The following is a 17,572-nucleotide window of genomic DNA, read 5'->3' as shown; positions in this document are numbered from 1 at the left end:
GTCGTTTCTAGTTTGTATGATGTCTTATAACTGAGTTCCGTCCCGCCACTTCTTGTCGTAGGAGCACCGAATGATCGAGATCACCGGCCACCAGCTGATCGCCGGCACCGCCCATCCGGGGCCGGGTACGCCGATCCATGCCATCGACCCGGCCAGCGGCGAGCCCCTCGCGCCTGCCTTTCCCGGCGCCTCGCTCGAACAGATCGAGCTGGCCTGCCAGTATGCCGCCGAGGCGTTCGACAGCTACCGCGAGGCCTCGCTCGAGACGCGTGCGGCCTTCCTCGAGCGTGTCGCCAGCGAGATCGAGGCGCTGGGCGATGGGTTGATCGTCCGAGCGATGCGCGAGACCGGCCTTCCCCGGGCGCGGCTCGAAGGCGAGCGTGCGCGCACCTGCGGACAGCTGCGTCTGTTCGCTCGCGTGGTCCGCGACGGTGAGTGGCTCGACGTGCGGCTCGACCGCGCCCAGCCCGAGCGCCAGCCGCTGCCCAAGCTCGACCATCGGCTGCGCAAGATCGGCCTCGGCCCGGTCGCGGTGTTCGGCGCCAGCAACTTCCCGCTCGCTTTTTCGGTCGCCGGCGGCGATACCGCTTCCGCCTTGGCCGCTGGGTGTCCAGTGGTGGTCAAGGCCCACGGCGCCCATCCAGGTACCTCGGAGCTGGTCGGGCGTGCGATCCAGCGTGCTGTCTCGGCGACCGGCCTGCCGGCGGGCGTGTTCGCACTGCTGCATGGCTCGGGCCGTGAGATCGGCACCGCGCTGGTCGCGGATGCGCGAATCAAGGCCGCTGGCTTCACCGGCTCACGCTCCGGTGGCACTGCGCTATGGCGCGTAGCCCAGGGGCGCCCTGAGCCGATTCCCTTCTACGCCGAGATGAGCAGCGTCAACCCGGTGTTCATGCTTCCCGCTGCGCTAAAGGCGCGCGATGAGGAGCTCGCCCAGGGCTTCGCCGCCTCGCTCACCGGCAGCGCTGGCCAGCTCTGTACCAACCCGGGCTTGGTGATCGCCCTCGCCGGCCCTGCGCTCGAGCGCTTCAAGTCCGCCGTCGCCCTCGCGCTCGCCGAGATGGACGCCTCGGTGATGCTGTCGCCGGGAATCCATCGGGCCTACGTCGAGGGGCGCGACACCCTGGGCCGCCAGCGCGGCGTGCGCGAGGTCGCCAGCAGCCGTGCGGGGAGCGGGCCGAACCGCTGCCAGGCCGGGCTGTTCGCGGTCGATGCCGCCACCTTCCTCGCTTCGCCCGCGCTGCATGAAGAGGTGTTCGGTGCCACATCGCTTGTGATCGAGTGCGATGACCAGGCGCAGATGAGCCGGATCGCGCAGGCCCTGGAGGGCCAGCTCACCGCCACGCTGATCCTCGACGATGCCGATTTGGACGCCGCACTGGAGCTGCTGCCGGTGCTCGAGCGCAAGGCCGGGAGGATTCTCGCCAACGGCTTTCCCACCGGCGTCGAGGTGTGCGATGCGATGGTCCATGGCGGGCCCCATCCCGCCACCTCGGACAGTCGAACCACCTCGGTAGGGACGCTCGCGATCGAGCGCTTCCTGCGCCCGGTCTGCTACCAGAACCTGCCCGCCACGCTGCTGCCGCAGGCGCTCGCCGACGGCAATCCGCTTGGTCTCGTCCGGCTGGTCGACGGCAAGCGCGAATCGCACTAACCCTTCATCCCTTGGAGTCATCTCTCATGCATTTCGATCATGCCCAGCTTCGCGCCGCCCTCGACGATGGCTTGCTCTCCTTTCCGGTCACCGATTTCGATGCCAATGGTGATTTCGATCAGGCCGGCTATGAGGCCCGGCTCGAGTGGCTGGGGTCTCACCCGGTCTCGGCGCTGTTCGTCGCTGGCGGTACGGGGGAGTTCTTTTCGCTGACCAATGCCGAGCTCGGCCGAGTGGTCGAAAGCGCGAGCCGGATCTGCGGCGGCAAGCTGCCGATCCTTGCCAGCGCGGGCCGCAGCCAGCGTGACGCCATCGAGCATGCGCGTATCGCCGAGCAGGGCGGCGCCGATGGCCTGCTGCTGATGCCGCCTTATCTCACCGAGTGCCCGCGCGAGGGGCTGGTCGAGTACGTGGCCGCGGTCTGCGACAGCACTCGGCTCGGGGTGGTGCTCTACAACCGCGCCAATGGCCAGCTCGATGCCAAAAGCGTACGTGTCCTCGCCGAGCGTTGCCCCAACCTGATCGCATTGAAAGACGGCGTCGGCAACATCCAGGCGCTCAACACCATCATCAAGACGGTCGGCGACCGGCTGGTCTACATCGGCGGGGTGCCGACCGCGGAGATCTTCGCCGAGGCCTATCTGGCGATAGGAGTGAATACTTACTCCTCGGCGGTCTACAACTTCGTACCCGAGGCCGCGCTTGCGTTCTATCGCGCCCTGCGCGCCGGAGAGGATGCGCGCGTGGGCCGGATGGTCCGCGACTTCTTCGTCCCCTTCGTCGAGCTGCGCGATAGCTGTCCTGGCTATGCGGTGAGCCTGATCAAAGCCGGTGCCGAGCAGGTCGGGCACGGCGCCGGGCACGTACGCGCACCGCTGATCATGCCGAACCAGTCCCAGCGCCAAACGCTCGCCGGGCTGATCGAGACCTTCAACGCCCTGGCCAAGGAAGGAGCGACACCATGAGCTCGCCGATCGCACGCATGAGGGTGGTACCGGTGGCCGGGCACGATAGCCTGCTGCTCAACCTGAGCGGCGCGCATGCGCCGATGTTCACCCGCAACCTGGTGATCCTCGAGGACGCCGACGGTCGCAAGGGCGCCGGCGAGGTACCCGGCGGACAAGGCATCCTCGACGTACTCCAAGCCTGCATCCCGTTGGTGGAAGGACGCCATGCGCACGAGTACAAGCGCATCCTGCGCGAGATCAAGTCACGCTTCGCCGATCGCGACAGCGGTGAGCGCGGCCTGCAGACCTTCGACCTGCGCGTGCTGGTCCATGTCGTCACCGCGGTGGAGTCGGCGCTGCTCGATCTCCACGGCCAGGCCATCGGGCTGCCGGTCGCCGAGCTGCTCGGCCAGGAGGGCCAGCAGCGCGATAGCGTCGAGGCGCTCGGCTATCTCTTCCTGATTGGCGATAGCCAGCGCACCGGACTGCCGTATCGCCGCGCGCAGCGGGAGCAGTGCGCCTCGGACTGGGACTACCTGCGCGATCGCGAGGCGCTGGGCCCCGACGCTGTTGCCGCGCTGGCGGTGGCCGCCCAGCAGAAATATGGTTTCAAGGATTTCAAGCTCAAGGGGGGCGTGCTCGATGGCGAGCTCGAGGCCGAATGCATCCGGGCGATCCATCGCGCCTTCCCGCAGGCACGGGTGACCCTCGACCCCAACGGCGCCTGGTCGCTGGATGAGGCGCTACGCTACCTGGCCCCGCTCAAAGGCATCCTCTCTTATGCCGAGGACCCCTGCGGGGCGGAGGGGGGCTACTCCGGTAGGGAAACCATGGCGGAGTTCCGCCGGCGCAGCGGTATTCCCACCGCGACCAACATGATCGCCACCGATTTCCGCCAGCTGCATCACGCGATCGGCCAGCGCGCCGTCGACATCCCGCTCGCCGACTGCCACTTCTGGACCATGCAGGGTGCGGTGGCGGTGGGCGAGATGTGCGATCGCCTCGGCATGACTTGGGGCTCGCACTCGAACAATCACTTCGATGTTTCGCTCGCGATGATGACCCACGTCGCCGCCGCCTGTCCGGGCGAGATCACCGCAATCGACACCCATTGGATCTGGCAGGACGGCGAGCGTCTCACCGTCGACCCGCTGCGGATCGAAGATGGTCGCATCGCCGTGCCGAAGCGGCCAGGGCTTGGGATCGAGCTCGATGAGCAGCAGATCGAGCTGGCGCATCAGCGCTACCTGGCATTTGGTAAGGCCGGACGCGACGACGCGGCGACGATGCAATACTTCATCGAGGGCTGGCGCTTCGATCCCAAGCGCCCCTGCCTGGTGCGTTGAAGAGAGGGCTCGCTGAGCGCCGGAGAGCGTCAGGCGTTCTCCGGCTCGACCCGCGAGCGGTAGAGCTCGAAGCTGCGCCTGAGGTGCTCACGCATCGCCGCGCGGGCGCCTTCGGCGTCGGCGGCCTCGATGCGCGCGAAGATCTGGCGGTGCTCCCCGAGCACCTGCTCGAGGTAGCGCTTGATCCGCGCCTGGATCACCAGCTCGCTGACGTGGGAGCGTGGCACCAGCGCCTCGCCGAGAGAGTCGTAGAAAGCGACGAAGACCGGATTGCGAGCGGCGGCGCCGATCAGACGGTGGAACTCGAAGTCTTCACGCCGGGCGAGATTGTCATCGAGTGGCGAGGCGAACTTCTCCAGGCTCGCGGCGAGCGCGGCGAGGTCGGCATCGGTTCGACGCTGGGCGGCCAGGCCCGCGGCCTCGATCTCGATCGGCAGGCGAAATTCGAGCAGCTGGAGAATCTCGTCGGCGGTGCTGGGAGACAGCCCGCGGGACAGGAAGGCCCCGCCGGCATGCCGGCGGCGGATGAATGCCCCCACTCCCCGGCGCGACTCGACCACGCCGAGCGACTTGAGGTGGGAAACCGCTTCGCGGATCACGGTGCGGCTGACGTCGAACATCCTCCCGAGCTCGCTCTCGGTGGGCAGCTTGTCGCCGACGTCGAACTCCTCGCTCTGGATCATCTCCTCGATCGCATCGGCGACATGGGACGAAAGGCTGCCCCTGCGTCGCCCGGCGATCTCATCGCGCCGTGAAACTGCCATATCGGATCTCCTCGAATTCGGCTGTCATGATATGGCATTGCCGCAGTGCAGCACACCGTTGCCGGGCATGCGCAGGCGCTGATGTCACCGCGAGGACTCGATTCTTTTTCGGATTCGCCGCTCTTTGCTGGAAGAGTGGATCGACCATATGAGCAGGAAAAGGCAGAGCGCGAGGAAGGTAGCGCTGACCGGCCTTTCGAGAAAGACCATCATATCGCCCCGGCTGATCAGCAGGGTGCGGCGAAAGTTCTCTTCTATCATCGGCCCCAGGATGTAGCCGAGCAACAGCGGCGCGGGTTCGAATCCGAGCACCAGCAGCAGGCATCCGACGAGGCCGAAAAAGGCCACCAGCACGATGTCCAGGTGCGAGTAGTTGATGCTGTAAACACCGATGGCGATGAACAGGATGATCGAGGGATAGAGCAGCGGATAGGGAATCTTGAGCAGCCTGACCCAGACACCGACCAGTGGAATGTTGAGGATCAGCAGCAGCACGTTGCCGATCAAGAAGCTCACCACCAATCCCCAGAAGAGCCCCGGGTTGTCGGTGATCACGTTGGGGCCTGGCGCTATGCCGTGAATGAGTAGCGCACCCAGCATCAGTGCCATGACCGCGTCGCCCGGGATGCCCAACGTCAGGGTGGGAATGAAGGCGGACTGGGCGGCGGCATTGTTGGCGCTCTCTGGCGCGGTGATGCCCTCGATGGCGCCCTTGCCGAATTTCTTCGGATCGCGGGAGACCCTTTTTTCGATCGCATAGGCGAGGAAGGAGGCGATCGACGTGCCGGTGCCTGGAAGGATACCGATGCCGGTGCCTATGCCCGTGCCGCGCAGCATCGGCATGATGCTCTGCTTGAGATCCTGCGCGGTGGGGATCAGCGATCTCAGGGTGATCTTGTGATCGTTCTGGGCTCCCTTGATCTTGCCGACGTTGGCGATCACTTCGGCGATACCGAATATGCCCATGGCGATGGCGACGATGTTGATGCCGTCGTAGAGAAAGGAGAAGCCGAAGGTATATCGCTGCACGCCGGTGTTCACGTCGGTGCCGACCATGCCGAGAATCAGCCCGATGATCACCGCGGCGGCGCCTTTGGCGGGGCTTCCCTGCACCAGGATGGCCGCGGCCACCAGGCCCAGCAGCATCATCGAGAAGTAGTCGGCCGAGTTGAACGAGACCGCGAAAGCAGCCAGGGGCGGAGCGAAGGCGGCCAGCACGAACACGGTGATGAAGCTGCCGACGAACGAGGCGAGCGTGGTCATCAGCAGGGCGACGCCGCCGCGGCCGTTCTGTGCCATCGGATAGCCATCCAGGCACACCACCGCCGAGGCCGGTGTCCCGGGCAGGTTGAGGAGTATCGAGGCGGTCGATCCACCGTACTGCGCGCCGTAGTAGATCCCGGCCAGCATCACCAGCGCGGTCGTCGGCGGGACGTAGAAGGTCAGCGGCAGCAGCATCGAAATCGCCGCCAGGTGGCCAACGCCCGGAATTACGCCGATGAACATGCCGATGGTCACGCCGAGCGCGCAATAGAGCAGGTTGTCCAGCGTGAACGCGACGCTGAATCCCAGCAAGATATTGTCGAAAAGTTCCATCAGAAACTCCAGGGATGCAGCCGGATGGGCATGTTGAGTCCGAAGATGAAAATCAGGTAGGAGAGCAGGCAGAGCGACAGCGAGAGGGCCAGGGTTCGAAATATTCTGTAGGGAGATTCACTCAGCGCGCTGATGTGAATGAGCAGGAAAGTGGCGGGTAGCATCCCGATCCGGTTCATGGTGAAGGCGAAGGTGAGAATGCCGAGGGTGACGAAAACCAGCGCCCTTACGTTGATGCGGGGGACCCTCTCCATCGAGTTGATCGCGCCGAGAATGGTCAGTATCCCGCAGATCGACAGGGCGATTCCGAGGATTCGAGGGAGATATCCCGGTCCCATATTGTTCAAGTTGCCATAGGAGTAGTCCTGTCCATACCACACTACGAACGCGGCGATGACGAGACAGGCGATACCAGCAATAAAATCTCTCTTGAGCAATGATTTCATCGTCGGCGGTCTGCATGAGCTTGAGGGGAGCGCCTATGCATGCTCAGCGTTTCAGCCATGCATAGGCATCGGGGAAAAATGGAGATGAGTGAAAGTAATCCTAGATAGATGCGCTAGGGTCAGCGCTCGGCCAGCTGGCTCTCCTCGATGAAGCTCGCCAGCTCGCTTTTTTGTGCCTTCATCCACTCGCTCACCTCTTCTCGCGAGCTCGAAGGCGTTGCGATGCCGCCCTGCTCAGCGATTCTGCCGCGCATCTCTTCCTCGTCGAGGATCTCGACCAGCGCACGATGCAGTCTGTCGATGATCTCAGGCGGGCTGCCGGCGGTGATCAGGATGGCCTGGTAGGTTCCATCCATTTCCCCCGGCAGGCCGAGCTCGCGGAAAGTGGGCGTGTCCGGAAGCTCGGGCAGCCTTTCCTCCCCGGTCACGGCGAGAGGCGTCATCTGGCCACTCAAGGCGAAGGGCAATGAAGCCGTGGTGCCGTTGAGCAGCATGTCGGTTTCCCCTGAGACCACTGCCCTGGTGGCGTCGGATCCACCGCGATAGGCGATGATGTTCCAATCCAGGTCCAGGCCGTGGCTCAGCCGTTCCGAGGTGATGTGGTTGTTGGCGCCCACGCCGGAAGTCGCGACCGACAGGCCGCCCGGATTCTCGCGAGAGTATTCGACCAGCTCATCGAAGCTCGGGAACGAATGTCGCTGGGCGACGCCTAGTACGTAGGGTGAGTAGGAAACCATCGTGACCGGTTCGAGATCCTTCTCGATGTCATAGGAAATCCCACTCAACACGCTGGGAGCCGCGAGTAGCGCGGTCAGGTCGGAAAGCAGCAGCGTGTGCCCATTGGGAGCCGCCTTGGCGACGAAATCGGCACCTATGTTGCCGCCAGCCCCGGCTTTGTTCTCGACGATGACCGGCTGGCCGATCTCATCCGAAAGCCTGGGGGCGATATGCCTGGCGAGAATGTCCGAAGTGCCGCCGGGCGCGAAGGGGACGACGATGCGCACCGGCCCTCTGAATTCCTGCGCTTGCGCAGGCGGTGGGAGAAGAGAAAGTGTCAATGTGGCCGCTGTGATCATCGTCGCGGTCAGCAGCGTAGCCGGCTTGGTTCTCATTGCTGTTCCTCTTCATCGGATGAATGCTCGTGTCACCGAAATTCCAGCGCTGTCCCTTGGCGTAACCCTTCGATCGAGAGTGATGTCTGGCGGGTGAATGACTCCTTTCAACCTGTAAGTGTGTTGTCATATGTATGACAAAAAGTATCATCGCGATATCCGCTCTCACATAGGACGAAGGTCAAGATAAGACGAAATACTCGACCCAGCGCCGCCGCACGATCCCTCGACAGGCGCCCCCGTTGCCGAGCCGAGATTCGATCCCAGCGCGTATCGGCGCCGCTCGGGACGAACGGGCTTGTTGGGCCGATTGCGGCTAGCGCCCGAGGACGCTTCGATACCGCTCGTGCCCTTCGGCTCGCTTCGCTCGCTCAGGATGCTCGGATAGCCAGTGAGAAACGAACTAGCCACCCCCGCTCGTGGTGAGCGCCCGAGGAACGAGGGCTGTCGAACCACGGCCTCACCGCCGCCGCTCGATCCCTCGACAGGCGCCCCCGTTGCCGAGCTGGTGCTCGATCTTGGCGCGTGGGCGCCGCTCGGGACGAACGGGTTTGTTGACCCGTTGGTGGTGAGGAGCGAGAACGTCCTGACATCCGCTCGTGCCCTTCGACTCGCTTCGCTCGCTCAGGATGCTCGGATAGCGCCCGAGGAACGAGGGCGGTCGAACCACGGCCTTACCGCCGCCGCACGATCCCTCGACTGGCGCCCCCGTTGCCGAGCCGAGATTCGATCTTGGCGCGTGGGCGCCGCTCGGGACGAACGGGCTTGTTGGGCCGATTGCGGCTAGCGCCCGAGGACGCTTCGATACCGCTCGTGCCCTTCGGCTCGCTTCGCTCGCTCAGGATGCTCGGAAGTATCTCGAACCACGGCCTCACCGCCGCCGTTCGATCCCTCGACTGGCGCCCCCGTTGCCGAGCCGGTGCTCGATCTTGGCGCGTGGGCGCCGCTCGGGACGAACGGGCTTATTGGGCCGCTCGATCCCTCGACTGACGCCCCCGTTGCCGAGCTGGTGCTCGATCTTGACGCGTGGGCGCCGCTCGGGACGAACGGGGAGTGAAATGAATGCTAAGTACCAGCGGCGAGCCGCTTTATCTCCCGCCATAGCGACTCATCCACCGCTACATGGGTAGTTCCCGCATCCCGGCGCGAGCCGGCGCCGGGGGTGCGGGGCGGGCGTTGGGGGTCGAGCGCGGCGCTGGCGTCGATATGGGCGGCGATGCCGTCGGCGATCGCTTCGCAGGCGTCACGCCCGCCGAGATGGGTCGGGTCGAACAGCATGAATACTTGGCAACAGCCGCTGCTGCTGCCGCGCTCGATCGAATCGATCCGGTGGCTGGGGCGGCCTTGGGCGAGCATTGCGCCAAGCGCATCGAGCAGGATCGCGAGGCCCGAGCCTTTCCAGTGGCCAGCGGGCAGCAGGCGCCGGGTGGCGAGGATCGCTTCGGGATCGCGGCTCGGCCGCCCCGTTGCATCGAAGCCACCATCGACCGAAAGCTGCTCTCCCGCCGCGGCGGCGCGATCGAGGGCGCCATAGGAGAATTGCGACTGCGCCATATCGAGCACCAGCGACGGCCCGTTCGAGCGTGGCACGCCCATCACCAGCGGATTGTTGCCGATGCATGGATCCTTGGCGCCCCAGGCGGGCATCACCGATTCGGTGTTGGTCCACATGATCGCAGCGAAGCCCCGCTCCACCGCATGCCAGGCGTAGCTTCCGCCGCGCATCCAGTGAGTGGTATCGCGCAGCGCGACGATGCCGAGGCCATGCGCGGTGGCGAGCGCCATCGCGCGCTCGGTCGCGAACAGCGCGTTGGGTACACCGAGGCCGAAGCCGGCGTCGTAGACTTCAATGGTCGATAGCGCCTGTACCAGGCTCGGCTTCGCCTTGGGATCGACCCAGCCGCGCTGGATGAACTCGATCAAGCGTGGAATTCGCCCTATGCCATGGGAGGCGACGCCGTCGCGGGTGCTTTCGCTATGCACGCGAGCGCAGATCGAGGCCACGGGCGCCGGGACGCCGGCGCGCAGCAAGGCCCGCTCGAGGGTGGCTCGCAGCTGCTCGAGGGCGATCTCGATCATGCCCTGCTCCTCAGGTTCTGCCACAGGGTGAGCGTGAGCAGCAGGATCGCCAGGCACAGGAAGGTGGCGCTGATCGGGCGAGTCAGGAACGGGCTCCAGTCGCCTTCGAAGATCAGCAGGCCGCGGCGCAGGTTGGCTTCGGCGATCGGCCCGAGGATCAGGCCGAGCACCAGCGGCGCGGTGCCGAAGCCGTAGCGGTTGAGGAAGTAGCCTAGTACGCCGAAGCCGAGCATCAGCCAGATGTCGAAGATATCGCCGGCGACGCCGTACACCCCGATGAAGCAGAAGGTGGTGACGGTGGCGAGCAGCAGCTTGCGTGGTACCGCGAGGATGCGCACGAAGTAGCGGATACCCAGCCACATCACCAGCAGCATGAATATGTTCGCGACCAGGTAGGCGAGGAATATCCCATAGATGGTGCCGCTCGGATCGGCGAACAGCGCGGGCCCCGGGGTGATGCCCTGGATCAGCAGCCCACCCAGCAGCACCGCGGTGGCCGCTTCGCCCGGCACGCCCAGCGCCAGGGTCGGAATCAGCGAACCGCCGATCATCGCGTTGTTGGAGCTCTCGGTGGCGACCACGCCTTCAGGATTGCCGCTGCCGAAGCGCTCTGGGGTCTTCGACCAGCGCTTGGCCTGATCGTAGGAGATCAGGCTGGCGATGCTGGCCCCCGCGCCTGGCACCGGCCCGATCACCGAACCGACCCCGACCCCGGAGAGCAGCGCGCGCCAGTGGCTGAAGGTATCGCGCCAGCGGGGGCGCGCGGTGCGGATCTGCAGCGCATCGATCGGCGCATCGTGGCGGCTGCCTACGTTGGCATAGTCGATCGCATCCTTGATCAGCTGCGATACCGCGAACAGCCCGATCAGCGCGGGCAGCAGGCTGATGCCGGTGAGCAGCGACAGCTCGCCGAAGGTGAAGCGGGCGACGCCGGTGATCGGGTCCATCCCCACGGTGGCGGCGAACAGCCCGAGCAGTCCCGCGATCAGCCCCTTGATCATCGACTGGCTGGCGACCGAGGCGATGATCACCAGGCCGAAAACGCTCAGCGCGAAGTATTCGGCCGGGCCGAAGCGCAGCGCGAACTCGGCGATCGGCGGCGCCAGCATGCTGAGCAGTATTGCGCTGACAATGCCGCCGACGAACGAGGCGACGATGGCGATGCCGAGCGCCCGCCCCGCCTCTCCGTTGCGCGCCATCGGGAAGCCGTCGAGCGAGGTCGCCACCGAGGCGGGAGAGCCCGGGATGTTGAGCAGTATCGAGGGGATCGCGCCACCGGCGCCGGCGCCACAGAGCACGCCGAGCAGCATGCCGACGCCCATCACCGCCGGCATGCCGAAGGTGAGCGGCAGCAGCAGCGCCACCGCCATCGCCGAGGTCAGTCCTGGCAGCGCACCGATCACCACGCCAAGCAGCGTACCGGCGGCGATCGCCAGCAGTACGCCCCAGTCGCTGATCATGCTCAGCCCATTGAGGTAGTTCTCGATCATCTTGAGGCTCCGGTATCAGCGTAGCGTCGGCAGCGGGACTTCGAAGCCCCAGGTGAAAGCGCAATAGACCGCGACCGGTACCCCGATCGCGATGATCGCCAGCGTCACCAGGCTGCGGGTGGAGAAAATCGCCTCGTCGTCGTTGCGCGCGCGGCTGGCGAATCCCAGCATCACCACGCAGGCGACGATGAAGCCCATGGTGCTGAGCAGGTAGCCAAGCGGCTCGAACGCCGCCGCGTAGGCCGCCATCAGCGCCACCAGCGCAACACCCGCGGTCGCGCTGCGGCGTCCCGCGACCTTGGTGGCCGCGCGGCGATAGCGCCAGGCGCGCAGCTCGCGTACCAGGCACAGCGCCGCGAGTGCGCCGACCAGCACCGCGACCGCTTGGGGCAGCGCTGCGGGAGGCAGGGTTTCCGGCGCATTACCGCTGGGTAGCGCGGAGGCGGCGAAGAAGGCCGCCAGCGCGCCGAGCAGCAGCAGCGCGTTGAATGCGATCGAGCCGGTCGATCCGTTCATCGTCGATCTCCAAAAACGGTCATTGAGTGAGCTGCTCGGCCTGCTGGTTCATTCGCTCGGCGAGGGTGAGCACGAACTCGTCCAGCTCCTCGCCATAGAGCGGCGCGAGGTCGGTGCCGAGATGGCCGATGGTGGTATGGAAGCCGGCGTCTTCGGTCGCACGCTGCAGCGCCTCCACCAAGCGGGCGCGGTGGCTGTCCTCGAGCCCTTTGGGAGCGGCGAGGCCGCGGAACACAGACGTCTGGTAGTCGATCCCCTGCTCGATGAAGGTCGCCACCTCGGGCAGGCTCGCACTGCGCTCGGGGTAACTCGTCGCCAGGGCCCGCACCCGTTGGGAGGAGAGCGCCGAGCGCAGCTCCGCACCGCCGAGCACCACCGCGTCGATGTGACCACCCATCACCGCTGAAACGGTCTCGGTGCCGCCGTCGAAGGGGATCAGGATCGGATCGATGCCCAGTGCATCGCCGATCGCGCCGGCGGTGAGGTAGGCGGACGAGCCGACCCCCGAGACGCCGATCTTGATCCGCTTGCCGCCTCGGGCATCCTCGATCATCGTGGCGAGATCGGGGTACGGAGAGTCCCGGCTGACGGCGAGCAGATAGGGCTCCTCGAGGATCTTGGCGACGAAGTCGAAATCCTCGGGGACGAAGTCGACGTTGCCCATCGCCACCTGGGTCAGCAGGCCGTCGCTGACCACCGCCAGGGTGTAGCCATCGGCGGGCAGCCGGGCGACATGGGTCAGTCCCACCGCGCCGCCGCCGCCGGCGAGGTTGCGTACCACCAGGTGGGTGCCCAGTTCTCGCTCCAGGGCCGGCTGCAAGGCACGGATGAACACGTCGTTGCCGCCGCCGGCGGAGAACGGAACGATGATGTCCAGGTTACGGTCGGGATAGGCCAAGGCCGGCGAGGCGCAGCCCAGCAAGGCGAGCAGCAGCAGCCTTCGAAGGCGGGCGACATCGATCATCTTGCTTTCCTCATTGAACGCTCAGGCCGGCCTTTGCGCCCGGTGGGCGGGAGGCAGCGGCTCGTCGAACGGGTGGTCGAAGTTGTGGCGGCTCAGCGCACCAGTGCGGGACGCTTGGGGTCGAAGCGCCAGTCGGGGATCAGGTACTGCATCGCCATGGCGTCGTTGCGTGCCGAGGAAGGCAGGCGCCGGTAGAGCGCATGGGCGCGTTCCACCTCGTCCATGTCGAGCTCGATCCCGAGACCCGGCGTGTCGTCGACCTTGATCCTGCCTCGTTCGATACGATGCGGTTCGCGGCTGAGTCGCTGGCCGTCCTGCCAGATCCAGTGGGTATCGAGAGCGGTCGGGGTGCCCAGCGCCGCGGCACCGACCTGGGCGAACATCGCCAGCGACACATCGAAATGGTTGTTGGAGTGCGAACCCCAGGTCATTCCCCACTCATGGCACAGCTGGGAGACCCGCACCGCCCCGGAGAGGGTCCAGAAGTGGGGGTCGGCGAGCGGGATGTCGACCGCGCGCAGCATCATCGCGTGGGTCATCTCGCGCCAGTTGGTGGCGACCATGTTGGTCGCCACCGGTAGCCCAGTGGCGCGCTTGAACTCGGCGAGGATCTCGCGCCCGGAGTAGCCCTGCTCGGCGCCGCAGGGGTCCTCGGCATAGGCGAGCACGCCGTGCAGGTCGCGACACAGGGCGATCGCCTCGGCCAGCGACCAGGCGCCGTTGGGGTCGAGGGTGATTCGCGCATCGGGAAAGCGCGCGGCCAGCGCGCGTGCGGCTTCTATCTCGCGCGCGCCCTCCAGCACTCCACCTTTGAGTTTGAAGTCCTGGAAGCCATAGCGTGCCTGGGCGGCCTCGGCCTGGGCGACGATCGACGCCGGATCGAGTGCGGGAGCATCGCGCAGGGCGAACCAGTCGTTGCGCTCACCGCCGCCCGGCGCATGGCGATAGTCGAGGTCGGTGCGCCGTTTGTCGCCGACGAAGAACAGATAGCCGAGCACCTCCACCTCGCTGCGCTGGCGGCCCTCGCCGAGCAGTTCGCAGACCGGCAGCTCGAGATGCTTGCCCAGCAGGTCGAGCAGCGCCGCCTCGAGTGCGGCCACCGCGTTGACCTTGAGCTCGAAGGTCCAGGCACCGTTGCCGAAGGCCTCGAAATCCTCCGCCTGCCCCTGGCGATGGAGCCGCGCCACCAGCCCATGCAGTCGCGAGATCGGCTGATCGATCAGCCACGGTCGAGCGCTCTCCAACTGGCGCTGGATGATCTCTCCTCCCGGGGCTTCGCCAACGCCGACGTTGCCCGCATCGTCGCGCAGCAACAGCAGGTTGCGAGTGAAGTAGGGGGCATGGGCACCGCCGACGTTGAGCAGCATGCTGTCCTGGCCGGCGACGGGGATCACCTCGACCGAGGTGATGAGTGGGACGCGGGTGGGCATGAGGGGTAGCCTTTGATGTTGTCATACATAGTACAAAAGACTACCCGGCCCTCTCTCATCGCCATAGTAGCGAAAAGTCGAGCCTCTCCATCGTCGTGCGCGCAAGGTTTCACGTGAAACCTTGCGCTCGCCCCGGGCGGGGGCTTCGACCTCGATCGTCCGGCTCGCGTAGAATGTCCGCCCACGCGTCTGGGTTCGCGGCGCACGATTTCATCGATTGGGTTCCAAGGGGGCATGCGCGCATGAAGATAGTCGTGCCGATCAAGCGGGTGATCGATCACAACGTCCGTGTGAGGCCGACGGCCGATGGCACTGGCGTCGATTCGACCAGCGTCAAGATGGCGATCAATCCGTTCTGCGAGATCGCGCTAGAGGAGGCGGTTCGGCTCAAGGAGCGGGGGCTCGCGAGTGAAGTGCTGGTGGTGACGATCGGCACCGCCGCGGCCCAGGAGCAGCTGCGCGGGGCACTGGCGGTGGGTGCCGACCGAGCGCTGCTGATCGAGACCGAGCGCGCGCTGGAGCCGCTGGCGGTGGCGCGCACGCTCACCCGGGTCGTCGAGGAAGAGCGCCCGGGACTGGCGCTGCTCGGCAAGCAGGCGATCGATTCCGACGACAATCAGGTCGGTCAGATGCTCGCTGCGCTGCTCGGCTGGCCGCAGGCCACCTTCGCATCCGCAGTCGAGCTCGAAGGCGAAAAGGCGCGGGTCACCCGCGAGGTCGACGGTGGCATGGTCACCCTGGAGCTCGCGCTGCCCGCGGTGGTCACCGCGGATCTCAGGCTCAACGAGCCGCGCTACGCCCGGCTGCCGGACATCATGAAGGCGAAGAAGAAGCCGATCGAGCGGCGCACGCTCGAGGAGATGGCGCTCGACCTGCCGGCGCAGACCGAGGTGCTCGCGGTCGAGACGCCGACGCCCCGACAGCGGGGGGTGATCCTCGATTCGGTCGACGCCCTGATCGACAAACTGCGTAACGTGGAGAAGGTGATCCGATGAGCAGCTTGATCCTGATCGAACACCACGATGGGCGGATCAGCCCCGCCTGCGCGCGCGTGGTCGCCGCGGCGCGCAAGCTCGGTGCGCCGATCGAGGCGCTGGTGGCGGGGTACCGGGTCGAAGAAGTCGCCGCTCAGGCCGCGCGGCTCGACGGCGTGTCGCGGGTGCTGGTCGCCGACGATGCGCGCTATGCGGATCAGCTCGCCGAACCCCTCGCCACGCTGCTCGCCGCACATGCCAAGCGCTATGGCTACCTGCTCGCCGCCGCCTCGACCTTTGGCAAGGACGTGCTGCCGCGCGCTGCCGCGCTCGCCGGAGTGGGGCAGATATCCGAGGTCATCGAGGTGGTGGATCCCGCCACCTTCAAGCGGCCGATCCACGCCGGCGCGCTGGTCGCCACGGTAAGAAGCGACGCGCCGCTCAAGGTGCTCAGTATTCGCGCCACTGCTTTCGAATCGGTCGGAGAGCAGGCGCCGGCGCCGATCGAGACCGTTGAAGCGCAGGGTGAGGCGCTCGGCGCGCGTTTCGTCGAGTCCCATCGCGAGGCCAGCGAGCGTCCGGAGCTTACCGCGGCGCGGGTGGTCGTCAGCGGCGGCAGAGGGCTCGGCAGCAAGCAGAACTTCTCCCTGCTCGAGGGAGTGGCGGGTAAGCTGGACGCCGCGATCGGGGCCTCTCGCGCGGCGGTCGATGCAGGCTATGTATCCAACGAGCTGCAGGTCGGACAGACCGGCAAGATCGTCGCGCCGGATCTCTACATCGCGGTGGGTATCTCCGGTGCGATGCAGCATCTCGCCGGGATGCAGGGAGCGAAGGTGATCGTCGCGATCAACCGGGACGAAGAGGCGCCGATCTTCCAGGTAGCCGACTATGGGCTGGTCGGCGACCTGTTCGAGCTGCTGCCCGAGCTCGAGCGCAAGCTCTAGCCCGGGCTGAGTGTCAGCGCGGCCGCATGGCGCGGTCGCCGCGGCACGGGCGCAGGAACAGCGCTTCCTCGGCGCGGGTCGCCGCGAGCCGCAGGAGGTTGGCGAAGTCGTCGTCGCTGCGCGGTTGGCAGACCAGCAGTTCGACTCGACCGCTGAGCGCGGCGAGCTCGACGCTCGAGCTGATGAACTCGATCTCCACGGCGGCAGCGGCGAGGCGCTTGCCGCGCCGCCAGATGTCGAGGCGTTTCAGTAGCTGGGGCTGGTCGGTGCCGTAGAGCAGCGCACGATGAGGTCGGACGGGGAGCTCGGCGAGCTGTGCCGAGGATAGCGCTTGATTCATGTTGGATGATGTTCCTGGGCCGATGAGAGCCGCTGGCCCGGAGGCGCGAGGCGTCGCCGGCAAGCTGCTTTAGCGGAATTTCTTCGACCGCCCGAAGGCGTCGCGCGCCCCGCAAGTTGCTGATTAAATCGGCGCGCCACTATGCTAAGTCGACCTCGCGCGGTTGTCACCTAGATCGATGAGGCGGGTGCTATCCTGCCTTGCATCGCTCGGCCGCCGGCGGTGGCGGACGATATCCTTGGGATGGACACGGTATGCTCGATCGTTTCGCTGATCTTTATGAATGGATGAAGTCGCACGGCTATGTGGACGCCCTGTTCGCTTGGGTGGCCAGGCTTGTGCTGGTCGGAGCCCTGTTCAGCGCCGGGACCCGCTATGTGGACACCCCGTCGGGCTGGCTGGTGATCGCGGTGGCGCTCGCCCTGTTCGTGCTGCTGTTCATGCAGTCGATCGACGGGATCGCCTACCTGATCAAGAAGTGGAAATTGTTCTCGGCCACCCCGGCGCGGCTCAAGCAGTACCTGGCCGGCGCGCTGGGGCTTGCGATCTCCGCGGGTGTGGCGCTGGTCGCGGGTCGACTGGTGCTGCGCCTCGCCACCGGCTGAAGGTGATCCGGCTCGGATCGCCGCGGCTGCCTCGATCGTATATCCTATGGCCCCCTTGAATTGCCTCGAGGCTCGCTGCATGGGCGCCGTTCGTCTTCGTTATGCCTGGACCGCAGTCGCGGTGCTGGTGGTTGCACTTCCGCCGCTGCTCGCGATGAGCACTCTCGATGGCTATCCACTGCTGTTCGCGTGCGCAATGCTCCACGCAGTCGGACTCGGCATCGCGGCCGAGGGCCCGAGCAAGCGGCCGCTGCTGCTCGGTACCCTGGTCACCGTGCTCAATCTGGTGGCGCTGGTATGGGTCGGCGATGTGAGCTTCATCCACGCCCTGGCCGAGCGCAGCGCTTCGGCGTGAGCCCTGGGCG

The 17,572-nt window shown here is 66.2% G+C and carries 17 protein-coding genes; 7 read left to right on the top strand and 10 right to left on the bottom strand.

All coding sequences use genetic code 11. The annotated features are described in order from the left end of the window. The first annotated feature begins 73 nt into the window (after positions 1-73). From Q376_RS0109985 to Q376_RS0109975, 3 genes are read left to right on the top strand one after another with little or no spacing between them, the layout of a single operon-like run. Positions 74-1,654: an aldehyde dehydrogenase (NADP(+)) gene (locus Q376_RS0109985; RefSeq protein ID WP_027350187.1), complete on the top strand. Its 1,581-nt coding sequence runs from the start codon at positions 74-76 to the stop codon at positions 1,652-1,654. A 26-nt stretch (positions 1,655-1,680) separates the two neighbouring features. Beyond that, positions 1,681-2,619, top strand: a complete 939-nt coding sequence (locus Q376_RS0109980) for a 5-dehydro-4-deoxyglucarate dehydratase (protein ID WP_027350186.1) — start codon at positions 1,681-1,683, stop codon at positions 2,617-2,619. Beyond that, positions 2,616-3,947 carry an enolase C-terminal domain-like protein gene (locus Q376_RS0109975; protein WP_027350185.1) on the top strand — a complete coding sequence of 444 codons (1,332 nt, stop codon included), beginning with the start codon at positions 2,616-2,618 and terminating at the stop codon, positions 3,945-3,947. The genes Q376_RS0109980 and Q376_RS0109975 overlap by 4 nt, the downstream gene beginning before the upstream one ends. Positions 3,948-3,976: 29 nt before the next feature. On the opposite strand, the gene Q376_RS0109970 is transcribed toward Q376_RS0109975, so the two are convergent. The 9 genes from Q376_RS0109970 to Q376_RS0109920 form a co-directional block, all read right to left on the bottom strand. Next, positions 3,977-4,711: a FadR/GntR family transcriptional regulator gene (locus Q376_RS0109970; RefSeq protein WP_027350184.1), complete on the bottom strand. Its 735-nt coding sequence runs from the start codon at positions 4,709-4,711 to the stop codon at positions 3,977-3,979. 84 nt (positions 4,712-4,795) lie between these two features. Further along, a complete protein-coding gene (locus Q376_RS0109965) occupies positions 4,796-6,307 on the bottom strand; it encodes a tripartite tricarboxylate transporter permease (protein WP_027350183.1) in 1,512 nt (503 codons plus the stop codon). Next, entirely contained in the window at positions 6,307-6,753 is a 447-nt protein-coding gene (locus Q376_RS22185; protein ID WP_081803497.1) for a tripartite tricarboxylate transporter TctB family protein, read from the bottom strand. The genes Q376_RS0109965 and Q376_RS22185 overlap by 1 nt, the downstream gene beginning before the upstream one ends. Positions 6,754-6,872: 119 nt before the next feature. After that, entirely contained in the window at positions 6,873-7,757 is an 885-nt protein-coding gene (locus Q376_RS22180; RefSeq protein WP_162177904.1) for a Bug family tripartite tricarboxylate transporter substrate binding protein, read from the bottom strand. Positions 7,758-8,930: 1,173 nt separating this feature from the next. Continuing rightward, positions 8,931-9,944 (bottom strand): 3-dehydro-L-gulonate 2-dehydrogenase, encoded by a 1,014-nt coding sequence (yiaK, locus tag Q376_RS0109940; protein ID WP_027350181.1) that lies wholly within the window; start codon positions 9,942-9,944, stop codon positions 8,931-8,933. Next, positions 9,941-11,434 carry a tripartite tricarboxylate transporter permease gene (locus Q376_RS0109935; RefSeq protein WP_027350180.1) on the bottom strand — a complete coding sequence of 498 codons (1,494 nt, stop codon included), beginning with the start codon at positions 11,432-11,434 and terminating at the stop codon, positions 9,941-9,943. The genes yiaK and Q376_RS0109935 overlap by 4 nt, the downstream gene beginning before the upstream one ends. Before the next feature lie 15 nt (positions 11,435-11,449). Then, positions 11,450-11,950, bottom strand: coding sequence for a tripartite tricarboxylate transporter TctB family protein (locus Q376_RS22175; protein ID WP_043447251.1), 501 nt, complete (start codon positions 11,948-11,950; stop codon positions 11,450-11,452). A gap of 19 nt (positions 11,951-11,969) precedes the next feature. Next, positions 11,970-12,914: a tripartite tricarboxylate transporter substrate binding protein gene (locus Q376_RS0109925; protein ID WP_027350179.1), complete on the bottom strand. Its 945-nt coding sequence runs from the start codon at positions 12,912-12,914 to the stop codon at positions 11,970-11,972. Between the two features lie 92 nt (positions 12,915-13,006). Continuing rightward, a complete protein-coding gene (locus tag Q376_RS0109920) occupies positions 13,007-14,344 on the bottom strand; it encodes an enolase C-terminal domain-like protein (RefSeq protein ID WP_027350178.1) in 1,338 nt (445 codons plus the stop codon). 242 nt (positions 14,345-14,586) lie between these two features. Between Q376_RS0109920 and Q376_RS0109915 the strand changes: the two genes are divergently transcribed. Both Q376_RS0109915 and Q376_RS0109910 read left to right on the top strand, forming a co-directional pair. Continuing rightward, a complete protein-coding gene (locus Q376_RS0109915; RefSeq protein WP_027350177.1) occupies positions 14,587-15,339 on the top strand; it encodes an electron transfer flavoprotein subunit beta/FixA family protein in 753 nt (250 codons plus the stop codon). Further along, positions 15,336-16,262 (top strand): electron transfer flavoprotein subunit alpha/FixB family protein, encoded by a 927-nt coding sequence (locus Q376_RS0109910; RefSeq protein ID WP_027350176.1) that lies wholly within the window; start codon positions 15,336-15,338, stop codon positions 16,260-16,262. The genes Q376_RS0109915 and Q376_RS0109910 overlap by 4 nt, the downstream gene beginning before the upstream one ends. A 13-nt stretch (positions 16,263-16,275) precedes the next feature. Here the strand turns inward: Q376_RS0109910 and Q376_RS0109905 are convergent, their stop codons facing one another. After that, the gene (locus tag Q376_RS0109905; RefSeq protein ID WP_027350175.1) at positions 16,276-16,602 is read right to left on the bottom strand and encodes a hypothetical protein; all 327 of its coding nucleotides are present in this window, start codon (positions 16,600-16,602) and stop codon (positions 16,276-16,278) included. Positions 16,603-16,856: 254 nt separating this feature from the next. Here Q376_RS0109905 and Q376_RS0109900 point away from each other — a divergent pair, with 254 nt between their 5' ends. Further along, complete coding sequence (locus tag Q376_RS0109900; protein WP_027350174.1) at positions 16,857-17,207, top strand: hypothetical protein; 351 nt, start codon at positions 16,857-16,859, stop codon at positions 17,205-17,207. 79 nt (positions 17,208-17,286) lie between these two features. Beyond that, complete coding sequence (locus Q376_RS0109895) at positions 17,287-17,562, top strand: hypothetical protein (RefSeq protein WP_027350173.1); 276 nt, start codon at positions 17,287-17,289, stop codon at positions 17,560-17,562. The last annotated feature ends 10 nt before the right edge of the window (positions 17,563-17,572 follow it).

This window comes from Halotalea alkalilenta DSM 17697 (assembly GCF_000621205.1).
Classification (GTDB): Bacteria; Pseudomonadota; Gammaproteobacteria; order Pseudomonadales; family Halomonadaceae; genus Halotalea; species Halotalea alkalilenta.
This window is presented reverse-complemented; position numbering and strand designations above follow the sequence as displayed.

Bases quoted from the DNA above. Each gene is read 5' to 3' on its own strand.
- Q376_RS0109980 (WP_027350186.1), top strand. From the start codon at position 1,681: ATGCATTTCGATCATGCCCAGCTTCGCGCCGCCCTCGACGATGGCTTG.
- Q376_RS22185 (WP_081803497.1), bottom strand. From the start codon at position 6,753: ATGAAATCATTGCTCAAGAGAGATTTTATTGCTGGTATCGCCTGTCTC.
- yiaK (WP_027350181.1), bottom strand. From the start codon at position 9,944: ATGATCGAGATCGCCCTCGAGCAGCTGCGAGCCACCCTCGAGCGGGCC.
- Q376_RS0109905 (WP_027350175.1), bottom strand. From the start codon at position 16,602: ATGAATCAAGCGCTATCCTCGGCACAGCTCGCCGAGCTCCCCGTCCGA.
- Q376_RS0109965 (WP_027350183.1), bottom strand. From the start codon at position 6,307: ATGGAACTTTTCGACAATATCTTGCTGGGATTCAGCGTCGCGTTCACG.
- Q376_RS0109895 (WP_027350173.1), top strand. From the start codon at position 17,287: ATGGGCGCCGTTCGTCTTCGTTATGCCTGGACCGCAGTCGCGGTGCTG.
- Q376_RS0109975 (WP_027350185.1), top strand. From the start codon at position 2,616: ATGAGCTCGCCGATCGCACGCATGAGGGTGGTACCGGTGGCCGGGCAC.
- Q376_RS0109910 (WP_027350176.1), top strand. From the start codon at position 15,336: ATGAGCAGCTTGATCCTGATCGAACACCACGATGGGCGGATCAGCCCC.
- Q376_RS0109925 (WP_027350179.1), bottom strand. From the start codon at position 12,914: ATGATCGATGTCGCCCGCCTTCGAAGGCTGCTGCTGCTCGCCTTGCTG.
- Q376_RS0109920 (WP_027350178.1), bottom strand. From the start codon at position 14,344: ATGCCCACCCGCGTCCCACTCATCACCTCGGTCGAGGTGATCCCCGTC.
- Q376_RS0109915 (WP_027350177.1), top strand. From the start codon at position 14,587: ATGAAGATAGTCGTGCCGATCAAGCGGGTGATCGATCACAACGTCCGT.
- Q376_RS0109900 (WP_027350174.1), top strand. From the start codon at position 16,857: ATGCTCGATCGTTTCGCTGATCTTTATGAATGGATGAAGTCGCACGGC.
- Q376_RS22175 (WP_043447251.1), bottom strand. From the start codon at position 11,950: ATGAACGGATCGACCGGCTCGATCGCATTCAACGCGCTGCTGCTGCTC.
- Q376_RS0109935 (WP_027350180.1), bottom strand. From the start codon at position 11,434: ATGATCGAGAACTACCTCAATGGGCTGAGCATGATCAGCGACTGGGGC.
- Q376_RS0109970 (WP_027350184.1), bottom strand. From the start codon at position 4,711: ATGGCAGTTTCACGGCGCGATGAGATCGCCGGGCGACGCAGGGGCAGC.